This is a genomic window from Devosia sp. Leaf420 (genome assembly GCF_001425445.1).
Taxonomy (GTDB): Bacteria; Pseudomonadota; Alphaproteobacteria; order Rhizobiales; family Devosiaceae; genus Devosia.
In genome coordinates, this window is the sequence record NZ_LMQU01000010.1 from 579,856 (window position 1) to 595,776 (window position 15,921).

Sequence of the window (15,921 nt, forward strand, 5' to 3'; positions counted from 1 at the left end):
TTCGTTTCGGCGAACGCCGAGTTCGGAATGCTGCCCTCTTCCGTTTTGGCAAAAACTTCCCATATCGGCAACACGCCGCCGTGAAGACCACTCCGGCCTTTGATTGACTGGCCTCGGAGCCCAAACATGTCCGTACCGCTTTCCCTTTCGTCCCAAGACAGGGCTCTCTTGGAATTGCGGGCGGGGAAATGGACTTTGGTCGTCGTCTCGGAATTGCGTGCTGGCACATTGCGCTTCAATGAAATTCGCCGTTCCCTCGCCGGCATTTCTCAGAAGACCTTGTCGTCCACTTTGCGCGAACTTGAGCGCGATGGTTTTATTTCGCGCACCGCTTTTGCCACCATTCCGCCGCGCGTCGATTATGCGCTGACCGAACTCGGGCTTGATCTCCTAGACCTCGTCGATTCTTTCCAGACATTTGTGCTGCGCAACCGCGAGGCTATGGAAGCCGCCCGGGATAATTTCGACCGGATCAGCGGCGCCACTATCGATTGATCTTCAAGCTTCGGGCGCTGCCGATGATCGGCAGCGCCAGGAGCGTCAGACGCTTCAGTCTTTAGATGGAGACTGGGGCCAGCGTATCGGCATCAAAGAACTGCATGGCCTGAGTGCCGTCTTCCTTGGTCACGAAAGCACGCACGAGACCATTCCAGTCTTCGACGGACGTTGCCTTGATGCCCTTTTCGTTGAGGCGGGCAAGGGTGTAGTCGTTGGCGACTTCGTCGGTCAGGTAGCTCTTGTCATTATTGCTGTCGCCAAGGCTGGTGGCGGCAAAGCTTGGTGCGGCAGCGCCGGCAACGAGGGCAATGGCGGTCAGGGCGAGCATGGTGTTCTTGATCATTTGGAGTGTTCCTTTCGTTTGAACACTCCAGAAATAGGCCCCCAAAATCTGTCTCCAAGAAACGAAATGACGATTTTTCGCTCTTGTATTTCCCAAATTGGGTATGACGGTTTTTCAAGTGAAATCAGGTGTTTATAAGGATACCCGGTCACCGGATGGATACTGGCTTACCTGCCGGTGCGTGCCGCGCGATGGCTTGCCCACCTGATAGTAACAGGCTCACAAAAACTGCAGTTCGAGCGCGTTGGGACGGCGCAGGACGATGCGTCCTTCCCAGCTCATCGCCGCATCGGGAATTTCAAGCGTCACCACATCAGGCACATCGAGCCCGCTGGCTATATGCACTTCCGCGCCATCGTCCCAGAGGGCGCGCACGCTGCAATCGCACGAAAAATTCTGCCTTCGAAGAACGAGCCGTCCTGCCTTCAAGACCCGCTGGCGCTCCACAGGTTTGGTCGTGGCAAGCGTCCCGGTCCAGGCCACAACGCGGTCGCGCCCGTTTCGCTTTGCGTCATAAAGCGCTTCGTCAGCCTTGATTAGAAGGCTTTCGAGATCGTCTCGGCCCGGATCGAGCGCGGCAACGCCGAAACTTGCGGTGACTTGGAATGGTGGCTGGCTGCCGGGGAATTGTAAGGCGCTGACAGCAAGCCTGAGCTTTTCCGCCACAGCCAGAGCTGAGTTGATATCGGCTCCTGGGAGGACGAGGGCAAATTCTTCGCCACCGAGCCGCCCCACGATATCGCTCTGCCGCGGTGTCGCTGCCGCAACTTCGCTTATGGCCTTGAGCACCATGTCGCCGGCCGCATGCCCGTAGGTATCATTGATCGTCTTGAAATGATCGATGTCGAAGCTGATGGCGCTGAGGGTGCTGCGATGCCGTCGCGCAAGTTCGACGAAGCGCTCCGCTTCCTCCTTGAACGCGCGGCGGGTACTGAGCCCTGTCAACCCGTCGGTGCTGGCAAGACGGCGCAACTCGATCTCGTCCATGACGATTTCGGCCAATTCCTCAAGAATCGCAACATCCTTCTCGGAAAAGTTCCGCGGGCCAGAATCCATGGCGCAGACCGTTCCGATATTGTGCCCGTCCGGCGTGCGGATCGGTGTGCCAGCGTAAAAGCGCACATTGGGATCCCCGGTCACATAGGGATTGTCGCGAAACCGGTCGTCCTCTGTCAGGTCCCGAACCACCAGTGCCTGTTTTTCGCGAATCGCCTGATTGCAAAAGCTGTTGCTCAAAGCGACCTCTGTGAAATCGAGCCCACGCCCCGCTTTGATCCATTGCCTGTGCGCATCGATCAGCGAGACGGCGGAGGTCGTCACCCCGAAAATCATCTGGACCAGCCGCGCCACCCGGTCGAAGGCCGGTTCTGGCGGAGTATCGAGAATATCGTAGCGGGCAAGGGCCTTCAGCCGATCCTCTTCGCTCCCAGGCGGATTTGAGAAGGAACTGGCGTTGGACATGCAAAGCTCCAAGGCTCGGGGCAGCAAAGTGAGCCGCACTTTTGTTTGATGTCAGCATATTAGGCCAATGTTGCGCACCTTGGTACCCGTCGCGACAAAGGCCGACCCTTGCCACAAGCAGCATTGCGGTCTATATGGACGTCAACATCGTTGCTCTCATTGAGAGGGTGGGCGCCGGACCGGCCCCGCTCTTTTTGCTTATCTGGGACCCCAATTGGCTTTCGACCTCACCGAAAAACGCTACATCAAGGAAACCGGGCTCGAAGCGCGTATCTCGCGCATCGTCGAGCCGGTGGCCAATGGATTGGGCTATGCGCTGGTTCGGGTGAAGATCACGCCTGAAAACGGCTGCACCCTGCAGATCATGGCCGAAGACGAAAACGGCCGCTTCAACATCAATGATTGCGAAGCGCTGTCGAAGGATCTTTCGCCGGTTCTCGACGTCGAAGATCCGATCGAGCGCGAATATCACCTTGAAGTGTCCTCCGCCGGCATTGATCGACCGTTAGTGCGCAAGCGCGATTTCGAGCGTTTCCTGGGCCACGAGGCCAAGGTCGAATTGCTCGACATGATCAATGGCCGCAAGCGTTTTCGGGGCGATATCATCGCCGTCGACGATGATGGCGTGACCATCCGCCTGCCCGATGCGCCTGGCGGCACCAATCCCGACCACAAGCTTGCGTTCTCGACCCTGTCGGAAGCCAAGCTCGTGATGACCGACAAATTGATGGATATGGCACGCGCCGATCAGGAACTGCATCCGATCGACGACGACGAGACCGAAACGGTCGAATATGCCGATGCCGACAACGACGATACTTTCTCCGAGGAGAACAAATAAATGGCCGTTAGCGCAAATCGCCTTGAGCTGCTGCAGATCGCGGATGCCGTCGCCCGCGAAAAGTCGATCGACCGTATGGTCGTGATCGAAGCGATGCAGGATGCCATGGAAAAGGCCGCTAAGGGCCGTTATGGCGCCGAAACCGAAATCAAGGTCGAGATCAATCCGCGCTCGGGTGAAACCCGCATGTGGCGCCTCCTCGAAATCGTCGAGGAAGTCGAAGAGCCAAGCCGCCAGGTCAATCTCAAGTTCGCCAAGACCAAGTCGCCCGAAGCCAAGATTGGTGACTTCCTCACCGAGCCGCTGCCTCCGATGGAATTCGGCCGCATTGCTGCCCAGTCGGCCAAGCAGGTCATCGTGCAGAAGGTGCGCGATGCCGAGCGCGATCGCATGTTCGAAGAATATTCGAGCCGCGTCGGCGAGATCGTCAACGGCACCGTCAAGCGCGTCGAATATGGCAATGTGATCGTCGATCTCGGCCGTGGCGAAGCCATCATTCGCCGCGACGAGCTGATCCCGCGCGAAATGTTCCGTTATGGCGATCGCGTCCGCGCCTATGTCTATGACGTGCGCCGCGAACAGCGTGGTCCACAGATTTTCCTCTCGCGCACTCATCCGCAGTTCATGGCCAAGCTGTTCATGCAGGAAGTGCCTGAAATCTATGATGGCGTGATCACCATCCGCTCGATCGCTCGCGATCCGGGTTCACGCGCCAAGATCGCTGTGACCTCGAACGATTCCTCGATCGACCCCGTCGGCGCCTGCGTCGGTATGCGCGGTAGCCGCGTTCAGGCCGTCGTCGCCGAACTTCAGGGCGAAAAGATCGACATCATTCCCTGGACTGACACCATTGCCGATCTCGTGGTTTCCGCGCTCCAGCCAGCCGATGTCGCCAAGGTCGTTCTCGACGAACAGGCCGAGCGCATCGAAGTCGTCGTTCCCGATGAACAGCTCTCGCTCGCCATCGGTCGCCGTGGCCAGAACGTACGCCTCGCGAGCCAGCTCATTGGCTGGGATATCGACATCCTGACCGAGCAGGAAGAAAGCGAACGCCGCCACAAAGAATTCACCGAACGCTCGACCCTGTTCATGCAGGCCCTTGACGTTGACGAGATGGTTGCCCAACTATTGGCTTCGGAAGGCTTCTCTTCGGTCGAAGAGCTGGCCTATATCGAACCCAATGAAATCGCCTCGATCGAAGGTTTCGACGAAGAAACGGCCGGCGAAATCCAGAACCGCGCTTCTGAATATCTCGCCGAAATCGAACGCAAGTTCGATGATGAGCGTATTGCGCTTGGCGTCGACGAGGACCTTTATGAAATTCCGGGCCTCAACGCGGCTATGCTCGTTGCGCTCGGCAAGGAAGACATCAAGACCGTGGAAGACTTTGCCGGCTGCGCCGCTGACGATCTCGTCGGCTGGAGCGAACGCAAGGATGGCGAAACCAAGCGCTTCGAAGGGACTTTCAAGGATTTCCCGGTGAGCCGCGAAGAAGCTGAAGACATGATCCTCCAGGCTCGCCTCCGCGCCGGCTGGATTACCGCCGATGAAGTCGCCGAAGAACAAGGCGACGACACGACGGAGGAAGCGGTCTAAGGACCGCTTTCTTCGGAGAAGTGTCTTGCCCCGGCCCGTTGAAACGATAAGAACATGTGCTCTCACCCGGCTCGAAAAGCCGGTTGAGGACCTTATTCGTTTCGTGCTCGGCCCAGATGGCACTATAGTGCCCGATACTGACGCCAAAGCCGAAGGCCGCGGCGTTTGGATAACGCTGAGCCATGCTTCGGTCGAAGAAGCTGTGCGCAAGAAGGCTTTTGCACGCAGCCTCAAGGAGCAGGTCACTGTCCCTGTCGATTTGGCAGACCTGACGCGCCTGCGCCTTGAACAAAGATTTTCTTCGGCTCTCGCCATGGCGCGAAAAGCCGGCCAGTTCACCTCTGGCGGCATGAAGGTGAAAAGTGCCATCGAGGGCGGTCAGCTTATCGCTCTCCTCTCGGCCACCGATGGTGCCGCCGATGGCAAGAACAAGATGCTGGGGGCCCTGCGCGCCCTCAATCATGCCCGACGCGAGGGCAGCGCAGCCGGTAAACAAGTGCCCCATTTCGAATTGCTCTCAAGCACGCAATTGGGTTTGGCACTTGGACTAGAAAATGTGATACATGCTGCCCTCATGACAGGGGCAGCAGCCCAATCGGCACTGGAAAAGGCCAATAGACTGGCCCGCTACATTGCCAATCCGACGGATAACGACACCGACCGCTCTGCGGCGTCCGGTGTGCTTTTGTCCGTGGAACAGGACGAAAGACGATAGGAAGTATGGCTGATAACGACGACAAGCGTTCCGACGATGCTGGCGCGAAGAAGACACTGACCCTCAAGAGCGGGTCGGGTCTCGGGAATCGCGCGGGCACGTCGCGCGGTCCTTCGCGCTCGACGGTGGTCGTGGAAAAGCGCACCCGCGTTGTTCCAAAACCCGCCGGTGTGCCGGCCGGTGGCGCTCAGACCGGCGGTGGCCGGCCGGGTGGCTCGGGTCGTCCGCAGGGCCGCCCCATGCAGACCCAGCGTGCTCCGCTTGGCCTCTCGGCTGCTGAAGCCGAAGCCCGTCAAAGGGCCCTTGCTCTCGCCGGCGCTCGCGCCGAAGAGGACAAGGAACGCTTTGCTGCCGAAGAAGCGCGCCGCATCGAAGACGACAATCGTCGCCGTCAGGTGCGCGAAGAAGCCGCTCGTCAGGAAGAAGAGCGTCGCCAGGCCGATGAAGCCCGTCGCGTCGAAGACGACGTCGTGGCTGCGCCTGTCGAAGAGGCTCCGGCACCAAGCGAACCTGAACAGCCGCGCGAACCCTTCGTGCCGGCCAGCCAGCGCAATCCGGGTCCGTCCCAGGTGCGCACGGTGTCGGGTCGTCCAGGCCAGGCTAGCCGTCCGCAGCGGAGCGAGCGTCCGTCCAACGAGCGCCCGACCGGCCGCCCGGATGGTGAACGTCCCAATCCGAACGCGCGTCCTAACCCCAATGCACGCCCTGCCGGTTCGACTGGTACGCGTCCTGCCGGCTCGACTGGCACGCGTCCCGCTGGCACAGGAACTCGTCCGGCCGGCGATCGTCGTCCTGCCGGCGCCGGCATGGCCCCGATCGGCAATGTGCCGCCCGCCGCACCGAGCGAGGCCGATGGCCGTCGCGTTCGTACCGGCGCGCCACAGCAGCGTCCGACGACCGAAGCCGAACTCGAAAACGCTCGCCGCGCCTCGCGCGCTCAGCCCGAGCGTCCGTCGCGCCGCAATGACAATGACGCTTCGGCACGTGGTCGCCTGACCGTTTCGAGCGCCACGACGGAAAACGATCGCGATCGTGGTCCTTCGCTTGCGGCCATGAAGCGTCGTCGCGACAAGAAGATGGGCCGCAACCAGCAGGATGCGCCAAAACTCAGCCGCGAAGTCATCATCCCCGAAGTCATCACGGTCGCCGAACTGGCCAACCGCATGGCCGAACGCTCCGTCACCGTCATCAAGATGCTGATGCAGCAGGGCCAGATGGCGACTATCAACGATGTGATCGACGCCGATACGGCCGAACTGATCGCCTCGGAACTGGGCCACACGGTCAAGCGCGTTTCGGATGCCGACGTTGAAGAAGGTCTCTTCGACATCCAGTCCGACGATAAGGCCGAGGATCTGACCGATCGTGCGCCGGTCGTGACCATCATGGGTCACGTCGACCACGGCAAGACCTCGCTCCTTGACGCCATCCGCGAAGCCAATGTGGTTTCGGGCGAAGCCGGTGGCATCACCCAGCACATCGGCGCCTATCAGGTCGAAAAGAACGGCAGCAAGATCACGTTCCTCGATACCCCGGGCCACGAGGCGTTCACCGCCATGCGTGCTCGCGGTGCCCAGGCAACCGACATCGCCGTTCTCGTGGTGGCTGCAGACGACGGCGTCATGCCGCAGACGATCGAATCCATCAAGCACGCCAAGGCGGCTGGTGTTCCGATCATCGTCGCCATCAACAAGATGGATAAGCCGGAAGCCAATCCGCAGCGCGTTCGCACTGAACTGTTGCAGCATGAAGTGTTCGTCGAATCGATGGGCGGCGACGTGCTCGACGTAGAAGTTTCGGCAAAGACCCAGGCTGGTCTCGACAAGCTCCTCGAAACCATCCTGCTGCAGGCCGAAGTTCTCGAACTTCGCGTTGCCCGTGATGGTCGCGCCGAAGGTCTTGTCATCGAAGCCAAGCTCGATCGTGGTCGCGGTGCCGTGGCAACGGTTCTCGTGCAGCGCGGTACGCTCTCCATTGGCGACATTCTCGTCGCTGGTACCGAGTTTGCCCGCGTTCGCGCCCTCATCAACGACAAGGGAGAACAGGTCAAATCCGCAGGTCCGTCCATTCCGGTGGAAGTCCTCGGCTTTACCGGCGTGCCATCGGCAGGCGACCGCTTCTCGGTGGTCGAGACCGAAGCCCGTGCCCGTGAGGTCACCGAATATCGTCAGCGCGCCATCCGTGAAAAGACGGCCGGCGGCGGTGCAACGAGCCTTGAGCAGATGATGAACCAGCTCAAGATCGCCGGGATCTCCAAGTTCCCGCTGATCATCAAGGCTGACGTGCAGGGTTCGGTCGAAGCCATCGTTGCTTCGCTCAACAAGCTCTCGACCGACGAAGTGTCGGCACAGATCCTGATGAGCGGCGTCGGCGGCATCACCGAGTCGGACGTCACCCTTGCGGCAGCGTCCAACGCCATCGTCATGGGCTTCAACGTCCGCGCCAACAAGCAGGCCAATGAGCTCGCGACCCGCGACGGTATCGAACTGCGCTACTACAACGTGATCTACGATCTCGTGGATGACGTGAAGAACGCCATGTCAGGTCTTCTCAAGCCGGAACGTCGCGAAACCTTCATCGGCTACGCAAAAATTCTCGAAGTCTTCCAGATCACCAAGGTCGGCAAGGTTGCCGGTTGCCAGGTCACCGAAGGCATCGTGGAACGCGGCGCCGGCGTCCGTCTCCTCCGCGACAACGTCGTTATCCACGAAGGCAAGCTCAAGACGCTCAAGCGCTTCAAGGACGAAGTCAAGGAAGTCCAAACCGGCCAGGAATGCGGTATGGCTTTCGAGAACTACGAAGACATCCGCGCCAACGACGTTATCGAATGCTTCCGCGTCGAGACCGTCCAGCGCACGCTCTAGGCGTTCTCGCTCCTCAAGAAAAATCAGGCGCAGCCACGGCTGCGCCTTTTTTGTTTTCTCTGTTCTCTTGCTTGTCGGCTTTATCCATTCTTCTTCCCCTCGGGGAGAAGGTGGCCCAACGGGCCGGATGAGGGGGCGGCCGAGCAGATCGCAGAAGCGGGGAACAAAATGCAAAAAACTATTCTGATGGACGTCGATGGCGTCCTCGTCACCGGCCGCCCGCAAGACGGTGCGCATCTCTTCACGGACCTTGAAGTCGACCTCGGCATTTCCCTTGAAGCCCTGCAGTCAGGCTTCTTTCGGCCCAGCTGGTCTGCCATCGTCACCGGACAGAAGAAGCTGGTCCCCGAACTGACCGAGGCTCTGAAAACCATCGCGCCTCACGTTTCAGCCCAGACACTGATCGACTACTGGTTCAAAAACGACTCGCGCCTCGACACCCAAGTTCGCGACGCCATGCGCGAGCTGCGCGCCGCCGCCCATCTGGTCTATCTCGCGACCAATCAAGAGCATCTTCGCGCCAGATACCTCATGGAAACCCTCGCGCTTGGCGCCGAGGTCGACGGCATCTTCTATTCCGCCGCGATCGGCCACAAAAAGCCGAGCCCCGAATTCTATGCCCACGTTGGCCGTGCTCTCGCCAGCAAGGGCGACAGCATCGTTCTTATCGACGACACCGAAGCCAATGTCCTTGCTGCCCGCGCTCATGGCTGGTCTGCCATCCATTGGTTGCCCGGCATGACCATCCCTGCTGCCCTTGCCACCCTCTAGTCCCGGAGCCTCGATGCAGCCCTTCAGCCTCACCTATCAAGTCGACTTCGAGGATCTGTTCAAAGCCAGCGCCGTTGTTGCGCGTCATCGCTATCCCAAAGCCTATCGTGTCCGCGCCAATGCCATTCTCTACGGGACGATGGTGATCGGCGGTGCTCTTTCGGCCGCGGGCGGCATCTTGCTTCATAATACTGTCCTGCCGCAGGTGCCGGACTATGTGCTGATCTTCGTGCTCTTCATCCTTGTGGGCATCTTTTATTCCAAGGTGATGATCCCCTGGCTCTATCGCTACTCGGCCAAATATGTGAACGCGGCCCACCCGCGCAGCCCGATGCAGTTCACGGCGGACGATGCGGGCATTCGCTGGAAGGATGACGACATCGACTTCTTCCTGCGCTGGGGCGGCATTGAAGGCGTTTTCGCCACCCCTGAGAGCCTGAGCTTTCTCTCGGGCATTATCGCCCTGGTCTTGCCTCTCGATGCCTTTCCAGATCCTGCTACGCGCAAAGCATTTCTGACCGAAGTCCTCGACCACATCACGCCCGAAGCCGCTGCGAAAAGCCGCGCGGACAAGAAGCTCATGGCGATGCTGGCCTAAAGGCTTCCGCATCAATCATGGCGCGCAACGTAGCGGCCAGTTCATTAGGCGATTGCATCGCATCGACGGGGCGTCCAAATATTGGATCGGCGTGCGCCGCAACGCATTGAGCCGAGCGCCTGATTTCAAACTCTCCCAGCGGACGCTTTTCCGATGCTGCCCGCGCCTCGAGCCGCTCGCGTACTGTCGCCAGCGGCGCAATGAGACAGAGCTTGAGCACCGGCGCTGTCTGCGCCAGTTTTGTCTCTAGCGCGGTGAAATATGCTTTGTCTGTGAAGGCCATTGGCAGGATCACAATCCGTGCGCTTCGATGCTTCAGCACCGCTTGCATGATGATCAACCGGCGCCAAAGCGCCATGTCCTGATAATTGGCCGGTTTTCGTTTCATGCCGAGCAGGAACGCGGGCGTGCGTTGCAGCACGTAGCCCACATCCTCAGGATCGGAAATGACCGCGCCGGACATGTCCGCAGCGAGGCGCTTCGCAAGCGTCGTCTTCCCGATGCCGAATGAGCCATTGATAAGGACGAACATATTGGGACGCTAACAGTGGCGGATGCCCCTGGCGATCCCCCAAAACAGAAAGAGCCCGCTCCTTGCGGAACGGGCTCTGAAATGCCGGAAGCGGGTGACTACGGTATGGTCCGCAACCGGCAATTTTCTAAAAACTGTCAGAGAATACTCCGACAGGTCTATTACGCGGACATTGCGTCCTGGTTGCGTAACAGGATTAGGCGTTGATCACCGTTACGCGTGTTCCAACCGGAACGCGAGAGTAGAGGTCGATCACATCCTGGTTCATCAACCGAATACAGCCGGACGACACATTGGTGCCGATGGTGTAGGGCTCGGTGGTGCCGTGAATGCGGAACAGGGTATCGGCGCCGTTCTTGTAGAGATAAAGCGCGCGCGGCCCGAGTGGGTTGGTTTCGCCCGGTGCCATACCGCCGGCATAGGGGCCGTAACGGTCTGGTTCGCGCGCGATCATCGACTTGGTAGGGGTCCAGCGCGGCCATTCAGCCTTGCGCCCGATCGTGGCATTGCCACGGAACACCAGAGCTTCGTCCTTGCCGACGCCAACGCCGTAACGCAGCGCACGATTGTTCTCCATCACGAGATAGAGGTAGTGCGCCGGCGTATCGACGACGATCGTGCCCGGACGTTCGGTCGTGAAATATTCCACTTCCTGGCGCCACCACTTGGGGTCAACACGGCGCAGGTCCATCGCCGCAACCGGATAGGGTTCCGACGGCATTGGGCCATACATGCGCACGTAATAGGGGTCGATGACCGGTTCCTGCATCACAGGCTGGCGGGTAGTGGAGCAGGCAGCCAGGGTGGTGGCGGACAGGCCGAGGAGAAACAAGCGGCGGGAAATCAAAACTCAAACCTCTGGAGGGCAATGGGACATCGAGACAATGCCTCGTCCCTTGCAGTAACGCTTCTGCCGCTTAACGTGGCACGAATGCGGCAGTTCCTCGCCACAATGTGATCACAGTCTGACCTGTTGCTAAAAAAGCACAGGTCTCACGCGGCTGTGAATTTCTGGCCAGGAAAAAGGGTCCGGACTTTGGTCCGAACCCTAACGTGAAAAGGCTTAGTAGACCTTATTCGGCGTCGGCTTCTTTGGCTTCCTTGACCAGTTCCTTGCCGGTTGCCTGATCGACAACCTTCATGGAGAGGCGGACCTTGCCGCGCTCGTCAAAGCCGAGGAGCTTGACCCAGACCTTGTCGCCTTCCTTGACCACGTCGGTGGTCTTGGCAACGCGAGCTTCGGCAAGCTGGGAAATATGGACGAGACCGTCCTTGGCGCCAAAGAAGTTCACGAAGGCGCCGAAATCGGCGGTCTTGACCACGGTGCCCTGGTAGATCGCGCCGACTTCAGCTTCGTCGGTGATCGACTTGATCCACTTGATCGCAGCTTCGATCTGGGTGCCGTCCGAGGACGAAACCTTCACGGTGCCATCGTCTTCGATGTTGATCTTGGCGCCGGTCTTTTCGACGATTTCGCGAATGACCTTGCCACCGGTGCCGATCACTTCACGGATCTTGTCGGTCGGGATCTTCAGCGTTTCGATGCGGGGAGCGAATTCGCCCACTTCGCCACGGCTTTCAGAAAGCGCACTGGCCATTTCGCCGAGGATGTGGATACGACCGTCCTTGGCCTGGGCCAGGGCGATCTTCATGATCTCTTCGGTGATGCCAGCGATCTTGATATCCATCTGGAGCGAGGTCACGCCCTGATCGGTACCAGCCACCTTGAAGTCCATGTCGCCGAGGTGATCTTCGTCGCCGAGGATGTCGGAAAGAACCGCAAACTTCTCGCCTTCGAGGATCAGACCCATGGCAATACCGGCCACGGGACGCTTCATCGGCACGCCGGCATCCATCAGTGCGAGCGAAGTGCCGCAGACGGTTGCCATCGAGGAAGAGCCGTTCGACTCGGTGATTTCCGATACCACGCGGACGGTGTAGGGGAATTCTTCCATCGACGGACGGATCGGGTTGATCGCGCGCCAGGCGAGCTTGCCATGGCCGATTTCGCGACGGCCGGGCGAACCCATGCGACCAGCTTCACCAACCGAGTAGGGAGGGAAGTTGTAGTGCAGCAGGAAGTTTTCCTTCTTGGTGCCTTCGAGCGAGTCGATGAACTGCTCGTCTTCGGCCGTACCAAGAGTTGCAACCACCAGTGCCTGGGTTTCGCCACGCGTAAAGATGGCCGAGCCATGGGTGCGGGGCAGAACGCCGACTTCGGCAAGGATCGGGCGAACGGTCTTGAGGTCGCGGCCGTCGATGCGGGCGCCGGTATCAAGAATGTTCCAGCGCACGATCTTGGCCTGGAGATTGTGGACGACTTCGCCCAGTTCTTCCTTGGCGAGTTCGCCTGCTTCGATCTTGGCAGCAAAAGCTTCCTTGACCTTGGCATTGGCGGCATCGACCGCAGCATAGCGCTGGGCCTTTTCGGTGATCTGGTAGGCAGCGCGCAGATCGGCTTCGGCAATGGCCAGAACTTCGGCTTCGAGCGCCGAGAAGTCCGGAGCCTGGAAGTCGCGCGGTTCCTTGGCGGCAAGTTCGGCGAGCTTGATGATCGCCTGGATCACCTTGGCGCTTTCGGCATGGCCGAACATCACGGCGCCGAGCATGACCTCTTCAGAAAGCTCCTGAGCTTCCGATTCAACCATCAGCACGGCATCCTGCGTGCCGGCCATGACGAGATCGAGCTTGGAATCCGAACGGCGATCAATGGAAGGGTTCAGCACATAGGCGCCATCGATATAGGCGACGCGCGCAGCGCCGATCGGGCCCATGAAAGGCACGCCGGAGATGGTGAGGGCAGCCGAGGCTGCGACCATGGCGAGCACGTCTGGATTGTTTTCCATGTCGTGCTGCAGAACGGTGACGACCACCTGGGTCTCGTTCTTGTAGCCATCGGGGAAGAGCGGGCGGATCGGACGGTCGATGAGGCGGCTTGTCAGCGTCTCGTTCTCGGTCGGACGGCCTTCACGCTTGAAATAGCCACCCGGGATCTTGCCGGCGGCAAAATACTTTTCCTGGTAGTTCACGGTCAGCGGGAAGAAGTCCTGGCCGGGCTTGGCCGACTTGGCCGAAACCACGGTCGCGAGCAGCACGGTCTCACCCAGCGTCGCGAGCACGGCGCCATCGGCCTGGCGGGCGATCTTGCCGGTTTCGAGCGTCAGCGGCTGACCGCCCCAGTTGAGCTCAACCTTGTGGTGATCAAACTTGATCGACATATCTTGTCTTTCCATTCTGTCCGGAGCGCGGGAACGCGGGCTAGGCGAGGGCCCACGAACGCTTCCGGTGTGCCCGCACCGGCGCCGCACCCCATGTGCGCACCGGCTCAAAATCAGGCACTGTTTCAATCTGGCAGATTGAGAACATGGACAAGACAACAAGCGTCTCCACAGCGGAAGGCGCCAATAATCCTGCCATGCTCCGGCACCGCCGGCCTAAGGGGAGCTTACTGCTCCCGGAAGTAGCCCTTTTTCAGATCGTCACGTTTTCGAAAAGCGGCATCCACTTTCTCGTAAAAACGCTCCCTGAAAGGGCAACCGGCACGGAGGCGGACCTCCGTGCCGGAATGTGCTTAGCGGCGCAGGCCGAGCTTTTCGATCAGCGTCTTGTAACGGTTCTCGTCGACCTTCTTGAGGTAGTCGAGAAGGCTACGACGCGTCGAAACCAGCTTGAGGAGACCACGACGGGAGTGGTTGTCCTTGGAGTGGTCCTTGAAGTGCTCGGTCAGGTTGGCAATGCGTTCGGACAGGATAGCGACCTGGACTTCCGGCGAACCGGTATCGTTTGCCTTGGTTGCATATTCCTGGATGAGGTCGCTCTTGCGCTCAGCGGTAATCGACATCTGCATATCCTTGTATATTTGAGGATGAAGAGCCCAAGCCAGGATGTCGTCCAGGAAGGGCCGGTAATTGGGCGGGCAATAGGCCTGCTGGCGGTCGATATAGTGCAAGAAGGCTGGCATTGCCAGACTTATTCGCCCTGCCGGTCCTCGATCTGCTCGTCGGGGCGCACCGCGGCAAAGGCCGGATCAAGGGCTGATACGGGAATGTCGATCGTCCATTCGACCCCATCGGGATGTTCATGCCGCTCGACCTTGGCGCCAAGCGCGCCGCCCACCATAGCGCGGAGGACAGTCGTGCCAAACCCGGCGCGTTCGCTCGCCTTGAGAGGCCCTGAAAGCGTCTCGCGCCAGCGCATCTCCAACTCATCGCCGTTTTCGGACCAGGCGAGTGTGAGCTTGCCACGCTCATCGGCAAAGGCACCATATTGCGTGGCATTGACCGCCAGTTCATGGAGCGCCATCCCAAGGATCTGCGCGCCCTGCGGATTGATGCGCGTGTCGGGTCCGTCGATGGTTACGCGCGCCTCGTCGTGCGGCCGGAAAGGCGCAAGCTGTAGGTCGATCAATTCGCGCAACGACACGCCCGCCCGGCCATGCGCAAGCAACAGGTCGGTCGATCGCGCCAAGCCCATGATCCGGCGTTCGAGCGCCTGTACATAGCTCGGCACATCCGTCGCGCCGCGCGAGGTCTGCTTGGCCATGGCGGAAATAACCGCCATCTGGTTTTTCGAGCGGTGCGCCAGTTCGCGCATCAGGAAGCGCACGTCGCGCTCTGCCGTCTGCCGCTGTCGCGAGGCGAGCACCAGGGCTTTTGAAACCTCGTCGATCTCGCCCACCGGATAATGCCGCTCAAACACCGCTTCGCCGCGCCCCAGACGCTGCGCGTCGAGTCTCAATCCGCGGACGGAAAGGCTCAATTGCTGTGCGATGAAAAAGGCGATGAGCGAGGCGACGATCGCAATGATCAGCCCCCAGGCAGCAAGCTGCATGAGGGATTCGCCAAGCGGCCGTTTCACGTCGCCTGCCGAGGCCCAGGCAACGATGCGCCATCCGGTGATCGCCGAACGCCATTCGGCCGTCACGACCTTATCGTTCCGGATCGTTTCTTCGGTCCAGCCTGGGAGTTGTGTCTTCGGGTCGCGCCGCATCGGCAGCGTGTCGCCAATGGCGAATTCGTCGCCAGTCGTCGAAGAAATGATCGTGTTCTGTCCATCGACCAGCGCGGCGTTCCAGCCCTGCGGCAGTTCGCGCGATTGAAGGACGGGGATGAGATCCCGAGCATTTTGCGTCAGCGCCAAGAGCCTGACAGGCGCGCCGTCGGGCAGCGGCAGCCACACATTATAGACCCATGTCTGCGCGACCTTACCGAAGAAAAGGCCCGAAACCGTCGGTCGTCCGCGCTCCAAGCTCCGCTGCGCAGTTTCAAAGTCCGAGGAACGCGACAGCGGATCGCCAAAGGCGACCCGCGTATTGAGCAGTTGATTGCCCGTGTTGTCGACGCCGATCAGGTAGGATCCGGTACCAGCGAGTGCGATAACGGCACGCCGGTGAAATTCGCCCAATTGCCCGCCTTCGAGCGACTGGTCGGATGAGAGAACGCGCAAGGTCGTGATCATGCCGGCGACCTCGCGATCGACGGACTGTCCCATGGCCTGAACGGTGGCATTGGTCAGCGCCTCGACCACTTCTTCCTGCGCATCATTGGTGCTGTTGAGCAGGACGAGCGCGACGATAAGCGCTGGAATGAGAATGACGAGGACGAGTGCGAACAGATAGAGCGCGACGGGTTGTGGCCGTCGCGGCTTGAGTTTGCTCACTTTGGCTTGTTCACTGGCCCCATGATGGGCTTGTGCTGCCATGG

At 60.0% G+C, this 15,921-nt stretch carries 14 protein-coding genes; 7 read left to right on the forward strand and 7 right to left on the reverse strand.

The features are described from left to right. Positions 1–126: 126 nt before the first annotated feature. On the forward strand, positions 127–495 hold the full coding sequence (locus tag ASG47_RS10190) for a winged helix-turn-helix transcriptional regulator (protein ID WP_061908608.1): 369 nt from the start codon (positions 127–129) through the stop codon (positions 493–495). Between the two features lie 61 nt (positions 496–556). Here ASG47_RS10190 and ASG47_RS10195 read toward each other — a convergent pair whose 3' ends face one another. Continuing rightward, positions 557–841 carry a hypothetical protein gene (locus ASG47_RS10195; RefSeq protein WP_061908609.1) on the reverse strand — a complete coding sequence of 95 codons (285 nt, stop codon included), beginning with the start codon at positions 839–841 and terminating at the stop codon, positions 557–559. Positions 842–1,060: 219 nt separating this feature from the next. Continuing rightward, positions 1,061–2,302: a sensor domain-containing diguanylate cyclase gene (locus ASG47_RS10200; RefSeq protein WP_061908610.1), complete on the reverse strand. Its 1,242-nt coding sequence runs from the start codon at positions 2,300–2,302 to the stop codon at positions 1,061–1,063. A 214-nt stretch (positions 2,303–2,516) separates the two neighbouring features. Between ASG47_RS10200 and rimP the strand changes: the two genes are divergently transcribed. The 6 genes from rimP to ASG47_RS10230 all read left to right on the forward strand — a co-directional run bounded on the left by rimP (position 2,517) and on the right by ASG47_RS10230 (position 9,687). Beyond that, positions 2,517–3,143, forward strand: a complete 627-nt coding sequence (rimP, locus tag ASG47_RS10205; RefSeq protein ID WP_082511665.1) for a ribosome maturation factor RimP — start codon at positions 2,517–2,519, stop codon at positions 3,141–3,143. Beyond that, positions 3,144–4,739, forward strand: a complete 1,596-nt coding sequence (gene nusA, locus ASG47_RS10210) for a transcription termination factor NusA (RefSeq protein ID WP_061908612.1) — start codon at positions 3,144–3,146, stop codon at positions 4,737–4,739. A 25-nt stretch (positions 4,740–4,764) separates the two neighbouring features. Further along, the gene (locus tag ASG47_RS10215) at positions 4,765–5,454 is read left to right on the forward strand and encodes an RNA-binding protein (RefSeq protein WP_162236019.1); all 690 of its coding nucleotides are present in this window, start codon (positions 4,765–4,767) and stop codon (positions 5,452–5,454) included. A gap of 239 nt (positions 5,455–5,693) precedes the next feature. Next, positions 5,694–8,318, forward strand: a complete 2,625-nt coding sequence (gene infB / locus ASG47_RS10220; protein ID WP_244487082.1) for a translation initiation factor IF-2 — start codon at positions 5,694–5,696, stop codon at positions 8,316–8,318. Positions 8,319–8,486: 168 nt separating this feature from the next. Then, positions 8,487–9,089, forward strand: a complete 603-nt coding sequence (locus tag ASG47_RS10225; RefSeq protein ID WP_061908615.1) for an HAD-IA family hydrolase — start codon at positions 8,487–8,489, stop codon at positions 9,087–9,089. A gap of 13 nt (positions 9,090–9,102) precedes the next feature. After that, positions 9,103–9,687: a YcxB family protein gene (locus ASG47_RS10230; protein ID WP_061908616.1), complete on the forward strand. Its 585-nt coding sequence runs from the start codon at positions 9,103–9,105 to the stop codon at positions 9,685–9,687. Here the strand turns inward: ASG47_RS10230 and ASG47_RS10235 are convergent. The 5 genes from ASG47_RS10235 to ASG47_RS10255 all read right to left on the reverse strand — a co-directional run bounded on the left by ASG47_RS10235 (position 9,668) and on the right by ASG47_RS10255 (position 15,919). Then, positions 9,668–10,219 (reverse strand): AAA family ATPase, encoded by a 552-nt coding sequence (locus ASG47_RS10235; RefSeq protein ID WP_061908617.1) that lies wholly within the window; start codon positions 10,217–10,219, stop codon positions 9,668–9,670. The two genes, ASG47_RS10230 and ASG47_RS10235, sit on opposite strands and share 20 nt — an antisense overlap. Before the next feature lie 196 nt (positions 10,220–10,415). Continuing rightward, positions 10,416–11,066: a L,D-transpeptidase gene (locus ASG47_RS10240; RefSeq protein ID WP_061908618.1), complete on the reverse strand. Its 651-nt coding sequence runs from the start codon at positions 11,064–11,066 to the stop codon at positions 10,416–10,418. A 226-nt stretch (positions 11,067–11,292) separates the two neighbouring features. After that, entirely contained in the window at positions 11,293–13,437 is a 2,145-nt protein-coding gene (gene pnp / locus ASG47_RS10245; protein WP_061908619.1) for a polyribonucleotide nucleotidyltransferase, read from the reverse strand. Positions 13,438–13,790: 353 nt separating this feature from the next. Then, positions 13,791–14,060, reverse strand: coding sequence for a 30S ribosomal protein S15 (gene rpsO, locus ASG47_RS10250; protein ID WP_061908913.1), 270 nt, complete (start codon positions 14,058–14,060; stop codon positions 13,791–13,793). Between the two features lie 128 nt (positions 14,061–14,188). Further along, complete coding sequence (locus tag ASG47_RS10255) at positions 14,189–15,919, reverse strand: sensor histidine kinase (protein ID WP_061908620.1); 1,731 nt, start codon at positions 15,917–15,919, stop codon at positions 14,189–14,191. Positions 15,920–15,921 lie beyond the last annotated feature (2 nt).

What these genes read in the sequence shown, in the direction of transcription:
- ASG47_RS10190 (WP_061908608.1), top strand. Translation starts at nt 127, where the DNA reads ATGTCCGTACCGCTTTCCCTTTCGTCCCAAGACAGGGCTCTCTTGGAA.
- ASG47_RS10195 (WP_061908609.1), bottom strand. Translation starts at nt 841, where the DNA reads ATGATCAAGAACACCATGCTCGCCCTGACCGCCATTGCCCTCGTTGCC.
- ASG47_RS10200 (WP_061908610.1), bottom strand. Translation starts at nt 2,302, where the DNA reads ATGTCCAACGCCAGTTCCTTCTCAAATCCGCCTGGGAGCGAAGAGGAT.
- nusA (WP_061908612.1), top strand. Translation starts at nt 3,144, where the DNA reads ATGGCCGTTAGCGCAAATCGCCTTGAGCTGCTGCAGATCGCGGATGCC.
- infB (WP_244487082.1), top strand. Translation starts at nt 5,694, where the DNA reads ATGCAGACCCAGCGTGCTCCGCTTGGCCTCTCGGCTGCTGAAGCCGAA.
- ASG47_RS10225 (WP_061908615.1), top strand. Translation starts at nt 8,487, where the DNA reads ATGCAAAAAACTATTCTGATGGACGTCGATGGCGTCCTCGTCACCGGC.
- ASG47_RS10230 (WP_061908616.1), top strand. Translation starts at nt 9,103, where the DNA reads ATGCAGCCCTTCAGCCTCACCTATCAAGTCGACTTCGAGGATCTGTTC.
- ASG47_RS10235 (WP_061908617.1), bottom strand. Translation starts at nt 10,219, where the DNA reads ATGTTCGTCCTTATCAATGGCTCATTCGGCATCGGGAAGACGACGCTT.
- pnp (WP_061908619.1), bottom strand. Translation starts at nt 13,437, where the DNA reads ATGTCGATCAAGTTTGATCACCACAAGGTTGAGCTCAACTGGGGCGGT.
- rpsO (WP_061908913.1), bottom strand. Translation starts at nt 14,060, where the DNA reads ATGTCGATTACCGCTGAGCGCAAGAGCGACCTCATCCAGGAATATGCA.
- ASG47_RS10255 (WP_061908620.1), bottom strand. Translation starts at nt 15,919, where the DNA reads ATGGCAGCACAAGCCCATCATGGGGCCAGTGAACAAGCCAAAGTGAGC.